Origin of the sequence: Desulfosporosinus sp. I2 (genome assembly GCF_000960765.1) — a bacterium.
Taxonomy (GTDB): Bacteria; Bacillota; Desulfitobacteriia; order Desulfitobacteriales; family Desulfitobacteriaceae; genus Desulfosporosinus.
In genome coordinates this window covers 1-5,988 of record NZ_JYNH01000206.1, presented here as the reverse complement: position 1 = coordinate 5,988, position 5,988 = coordinate 1, and the positions used below count along the sequence as shown (strand labels likewise).

General features: G+C 35.9%; 6 protein-coding genes. All 6 read left to right on the top strand.

What is annotated here, in order from left to right; all coding sequences use genetic code 11:
• Positions 1-392: 392 nt before the first annotated feature.
• The 6 genes from UF75_RS24280 to UF75_RS24255 all read left to right on the top strand — a co-directional run bounded on the left by UF75_RS24280 (position 393) and on the right by UF75_RS24255 (position 5,522).
• The gene (locus tag UF75_RS24280) at positions 393-1,250 is read left to right on the top strand and encodes a restriction endonuclease (protein WP_045577093.1); all 858 of its coding nucleotides are present in this window, start codon (positions 393-395) and stop codon (positions 1,248-1,250) included.
• A 185-nt stretch (positions 1,251-1,435) separates the two neighbouring features.
• Entirely contained in the window at positions 1,436-2,632 is a 1,197-nt protein-coding gene (locus UF75_RS24275) for a hypothetical protein (protein ID WP_045577092.1), read from the top strand.
• Entirely contained in the window at positions 2,614-4,614 is a 2,001-nt protein-coding gene (locus UF75_RS24270) for a hypothetical protein (RefSeq protein ID WP_156146597.1), read from the top strand. The genes UF75_RS24275 and UF75_RS24270 overlap by 19 nt, the downstream gene beginning before the upstream one ends.
• Before the next feature lie 83 nt (positions 4,615-4,697).
• Positions 4,698-4,889 carry a DUF5659 domain-containing protein gene (locus UF75_RS24265; protein WP_045577090.1) on the top strand — a complete coding sequence of 64 codons (192 nt, stop codon included), beginning with the start codon at positions 4,698-4,700 and terminating at the stop codon, positions 4,887-4,889.
• Positions 4,890-4,912: 23 nt separating this feature from the next.
• Positions 4,913-5,308, top strand: a complete 396-nt coding sequence (locus UF75_RS24260) for a hypothetical protein (protein WP_045577089.1) — start codon at positions 4,913-4,915, stop codon at positions 5,306-5,308.
• A gap of 25 nt (positions 5,309-5,333) precedes the next feature.
• Complete coding sequence (locus UF75_RS24255) at positions 5,334-5,522, top strand: DUF4177 domain-containing protein (RefSeq protein WP_242860414.1); 189 nt, start codon at positions 5,334-5,336, stop codon at positions 5,520-5,522.
• The last annotated feature ends 466 nt before the right edge of the window (positions 5,523-5,988 follow it).

The window sequence follows — 5,988 nt, the reverse complement described above, 5'->3', positions numbered from 1 at the left end:
GAGATTGTGTTATAAACGCTACAATAAAAGTGAGCCAAAAATAAGGAAAACGCCAGTAAAAAAGTGAGCCACTTGCCACTAGAAGTTTGGAATATCATGGCGAACTAAGCAAATATTTCTGCTATAATAATCATAAAGAGAATTCACGAACTGAAGATCAACCTTCAGTTCTTTCAATATAATAGAGGGTCAACATTGATGAAGGCCAAACAAATTAAAATGTACAGTTATGGTAAAAATTGTCTGCCTTGTGGTTTATTCTTTTAGCTTATGCGTGCGTGTAATTGATGATGAGAAATTTGGCAACATGATTAAAGGCTTGCTGGTTGGCGTTGTTTATGAAAGATTAAGGCAGGACAGATTGTAAGGTAATAGAAGCGGAGGATGCTTTAATGGCTCAATTAGATTTTATAGAAAAAGGATATTTCGAAAAGCTATTTGGAATGGAAAGCGGATACGTTTTGAACTTTTCCAATCCTAAATTTCAGGAGTTTGTGTATGAAAAGATCCAGATTGACATTTATAAAAAATATACAGGACTTTCTAAGGCGAAGATACTAAGAGCTATTATAGCAGATTCGGACAATATAACGGTCGGTAAATTGCTGTTGGAACTTCTTCGATATATGCAAGCAAACGATATGATTGATGAAAGTTATCGAGACACCTTTAAAAAATGTGCCGAAATAGGCAATCGGCTGATTGGAAAAACTGCGCCACCCATGACAAAGCCAAATACTATGCAGCCAAAGCCTATAACGTCTATGATTGATTACGGTAAGTATTTGAGTGAGCTAATGGCATTAACAAATTGTGATGATTCACCACAATCAAGAGGCTTTGCTTTTGAAAAATACTTAAAAAGCATTTTTGAGATTAGCGGGTTAGAGCCACGAGGAAGCTTTAAGTTAGTCGGAGAACAAATTGACGGTAGCTTTATCTTACATAACGAAGTATATTTACTCGAAGCAAAATGGACAAATAAACCACTTGATAAAAGCAGCTTGGTTATTTTCAATGAGAAAGTATCATCAAAATCAAGCTTTACGAGAGGTTTATACATCAGCTATTCGGGTTATAGTGATGAGGCATTGAGTACGTTTGCAATTGGGAGAAAGATAAGTATTGTGTTGATGACTGTCCAAGAATTGGCAATTGCACTATCGAAGAAAACTGAGATTAAAGACTTGATTTGGAGCAAAGTCAGAGCTTTAGCCGAAGAAGGAAATTTCAATAAGCTTATGATATAACAATTTCAGAAAAGAATTGCTCTAAATAATGGTTTTTCATTACCAACAGAATATCAGTAATTTAAATGTTGCAAGGGTTTTGGAATATTATGACGAATCCAACAAATATTTCTGATATAATAAAAAGGTAATCTCCAACTGAAGGTCAATCTTTCAGTTCTTTTATTATAGGGGGGTCAACATAGATGAAGACAAAACGCAAACAGTACAAAGTAATGCAGATCAAATTTAATCAAATATCTGATAAAGATGGTAAACTGATCATTACTGAGGAGCCAAGACTGATTCCAAATTCCGAGAACCTTTTCTTTGATTCAATATTCCGGCTCCAGGGCAGGATTTATGATGCTGAAATCGCAGCTAATAATCAATTTGGAGAGTTCATAATCTTAAAAGCTTCAGGTCTGGATACCAAGGATGACGAAAGCATCAATATATATAAAAGGATCATGCTCGAAGGGATATGGTTTAACGGTTTAAAGTATATCAGACAAGGTGCCATTAAATCGGCATCAATGGCCCGAACACAAAAAACACTGCTGATTCGAGAAGACTTGAAGGACAAGATCGATGATATTGCATCCCTTGGCAAGAAGCCGGAAAAGACAATCATTAGTAAATTTGAGACAGCAAAGGGGTTGTTACTTTCAAGTGCCATGCTCTTTGAGGATTGCATGCCTAAAATCGTAATTATCCCTGACTACGAGACAAAGTTAAAAAGAAAAGTCAGGATCGTCGAGGAGTACAAAGTCAAGCCAGAAGAGATAACTGAAGAGGAAGCGCAATATAAACTGGATAAAGAAACTGAAGAAAAACGCTGGGCAGAGATTCATGAAGAAGTTGAAAGAAGTAAAGAAATATTTACTCAGACATTTTTGAGAAGCTTACCTAAAAGGTCTTATTCAAATAGATTCACATACAAAAGCCGCAACGGCTGGAAAAATGACAGCAACAGTCGAGTAAGGCCTGAAGAAATTGCCAATCCCAAGTGTTTTATTGAGTATAAAGATAATGCTTATCCTGGTTACCATGTGAATCAGACTGAAGAAATAATGACATTTAAGATCAAACCCTACAGCGTAGGATATGATGTAAAAGAATATGAGGAATATCCCTGTAATATCAATGCGTTTGACGGTATGGGATGTGCTAATACTTCTTGGATGAAGATAATATCTGATAAGCTCGGATTGAACTACACCACACAGGGAATACAAATTAGACTGCCGTATGTGAAAGGCTATGTGGTATCCTTTCCGATCAAAATGTGGGCGTCAGACAACAAAGTACGAAAAATTAAAGACATATGGGGCAAGGAATGGGACTTGTTCAACGACAAGATTGATATGATCCTTTGTGAGTCTTGCTTCAAAGTCAACTAAAGAAGTCGAACAATATCGGCTATGTAAAGGCGTTCCTTAACATGCTGGCATCGGATGAAGATAACGAAGAGCAGGAAGATGAAGATAGTGCGATTGAAGAAGAGCATGCCGAAAATAAAGAAGATGAAGAATATGTGAATGTCATTCAGAAGGCCATAGACTTAAACCACAGGATGCTCTTTGATCTGCATATTAGAAACTTTCTTGTTAACCAAGCTCGCAGGATATGGAGAGGTTTGCTACTTGGACGAGCCTATATTAAAGGGAATTATATGTATGCTGCTGGAGATACCATCGCCTTCATGGAGCATGCCTTTGGCAGTGATGTAATAGGATTCTTAGGTGAGAACCAATTATTCTGTGCAGGTAAGAAAGGTGAGCACATTATTCTTAGGAACCCGCTAACCCATTATTCAGAAGTATTGAAAGCAGAGTTTACCGAATCAGAAAACAAGTACATTAAATACCTTGATAATGTGTGCCAATTTCCTGCCGCTTGTGATTTATCCATGGCAAGACTGAATCTCGATTTTGATGGTGATAAAGTGATGGTGATTAACAATCCAGTTATGCGCAGAAAACATGTCCCAGCCGATGTAATTTATGATCCTGGTGATAAATCAACAGCCGATGCATTGGACTATAACATTGACAGCATTTTAGCCTATGAACTAATGAACCTTGATAATTTGACTGGAAGAGTAACAAATATCGATACCTATTTCTCCAATAAAGCGATGGAACGGAATGAAGGTCTGGAATCAAGAGATTTTGAAACAACTATATGCAAATATTTACAGGGACAGATCATTGATAGTGTAAAGTCAATGAAAAAGGTATCCATACCTGAAGAGTTAAACGCAGTATGGAAGAAACCCTATTTTCTCCACCACAAATACGGAGATTACAAGACTAACCCGAAAGCGTATCAAGGCAGGGACGATGCCAAGAGCCCCTTTAATAAATTTGTGATAATCTTGGAAAATTTCATAAAGGATTTTTTCGAGATCAACTTTGGCGATATTATTGATATCGATTACCTTGATGTTCAAGATACCAAGACATTACTGCAGGATAATTCAAAATGCGATTCAGAGACATTCTATAAAATAATTAGGGAGCTTCAGCCGATTTACAAGGAGTATATCAAGCAAAAAGAAGAGCTTGCTAAAAAAGGTAAAGGTATTAATTCTCTGGATAAGTCTGATGAGATCAAAGAAGAGCTAAGGCAGCTAAATGAGGAATACAAGAAGTTTTATGATGATATCAAGAGCAAATGCAGAGAGATTTGCAGCAACGAATCTGTGCTAGCATCTTGCTGTATAGAAATTACTTACAATTACACTAAGAACAAGAATGATTCTGGCTTTAAAAGGAATCAGGACTATACCTTCCCTTGGCGAATTGTCCCTGAAGGAGTCCTAGAGAATCTAAAAAGACATGAAGATAAAAACAAAATTGATGTGAAAGAAGTCAGAGAACTGAATCATCTGGAGCGAGAGTTTAAAGGGCAGCTTAAAGTAAAAGATGGGATAGGTGTAATCAGTGATGTCCAAATCAAGACCAGCTTGAAAGACGGAGATTATCACGTTTATAACATATTAGGCCAGCATTTTACCGATAGTGATGTTGAAAGAGAAGAAGCGGTTAAATGTACCCAATCCGAAGCTCCCCCTGTTAATGAGGACGCTGGTGTTAAACCGCTGGCCGATTATACTGTAAAACTTATTAAGCTTGAGGGTAAGGCGCCAGAATATCTGATCGAGAAAATGAATCTAGGGCTTATTCTCAAGATGAGAAATACTGATGTAGCAATTTATAGTGAGGATGAATATTTGGCAAGCGTCAGGAAAGAGGATGTTAACCCCATTGGACAGGCGATCCGGCTAACCGATTATATTAATGAAGAATTTAGTTTCGATGAAGTGATTGAAATATCAGAGTCTAAGAAATCCTTAATAATTAAAATGAGTACAATATGATTATCTTTTGGGGGGTATCCACCCCCCAAGGGTGAGAGTTAGGCTCGATCATTCTCAAATAATTATTAAGGAGGTCGGAAAATATGAACCATGATAATACAATTGTAATCCTTCAGGAAAGAATGGCTGGTTGGCTCATGTTTAATAGATTTCATAAAATTTGTGAAAAGGTGGATATGAAGGATTCAAATAGGAAGATTTATATCTTTAAGGATTCAACAGATCTAAGAAAGGTCATGAAAGAATACAATAACCAAAAATATCTATTGGCATAAGACTGGCGGGGTGAACGATATATATGGCGACAAGATTAACTCAAGAACAGCGGCAAGAAATATTTACACCATTAATAGAACAAATCCAGTTATTTCAAACAGGATACGGAAAATTTAGAGTATTTGATTTTGAAGCCTCTTTGGGGAAAACATACAATTATTGTAAAGCAATCGTCGATAATTATAACTCAGAAAGTATAGAATATATATTTGGAAGCGCACCAAATCCATTCGCCAATAATCCAAAAACATTAATTGTAATTAAAATGAAAAAGGAAGGAAAAGAAGTAGCAGACAAGATTAACCAATTCGATTCAGAATATAAGCATAAGAAGGATTACAAGCAGTTTGCTATTGCTGTAAATGGAGATCAGGGTATTGGCGGAGCAAAAAAGTTTGGGTACCTAAACGACGAGTAAATGTAAAACATTAATATCAAGGGATGTGTTTAAAATTTATAAGTGCATTTATGTAGAATCAAAGGCAGCAGGCTATTTTTCAAGCGGAAAACATAGGGAATTAATTGATGAATATTGCAAAGAAGGCTGGAGATTTATTACTGCTATTCCAACGGTTTTTAATATTCTTGGTGTGATTAAACAATATGACTTAGTATTTGAAAAGAAAGTATAAATGCTCCCGTACCTTTGCTCGATATAAATATGGCATGGCGTTACGGGTACGAAAAAAGTTACTGCACATTATTGTATGTTGCGACGCATTCGTAGGAAACTGCGTACAAAGAGGAGTTGAATATATAATGAAGATTAGAAATAAAGAATTAGGAATTGGAACTATTTCATTAGCATTATGCTTGGCTGGTATCTTGTTTTCAATTAATTTTAGATATGTTAATATTGGTGATTACATTTAAATGGTATTGGACTGAATTCATGGTCTAATGGTAATCATGGAATTCATTATACGATTTTCTACTCGTTGATATTTTTCATTCCATCGTTTTTAATCGGTCTAAAATACAAGGAAAACTACGGTTCAAAGATTGGAAGAAATGTTTCTGCAATAATTGGAATCATTATTTTCATATCTCTATTTGGTGTAGTTATTTAAGACGTATCATTCTTATTATACGTAGTAT

Excerpts from the sequence above, each read along its gene's own strand:
- UF75_RS24280 (WP_045577093.1), top strand. The coding sequence starts at position 393 with ATGGCTCAATTAGATTTTATAGAAAAAGGATATTTCGAAAAGCTATTT.
- UF75_RS24275 (WP_045577092.1), top strand. The coding sequence starts at position 1,436 with ATGAAGACAAAACGCAAACAGTACAAAGTAATGCAGATCAAATTTAAT.
- UF75_RS24265 (WP_045577090.1), top strand. The coding sequence starts at position 4,698 with ATGAACCATGATAATACAATTGTAATCCTTCAGGAAAGAATGGCTGGT.
- UF75_RS24260 (WP_045577089.1), top strand. The coding sequence starts at position 4,913 with ATGGCGACAAGATTAACTCAAGAACAGCGGCAAGAAATATTTACACCA.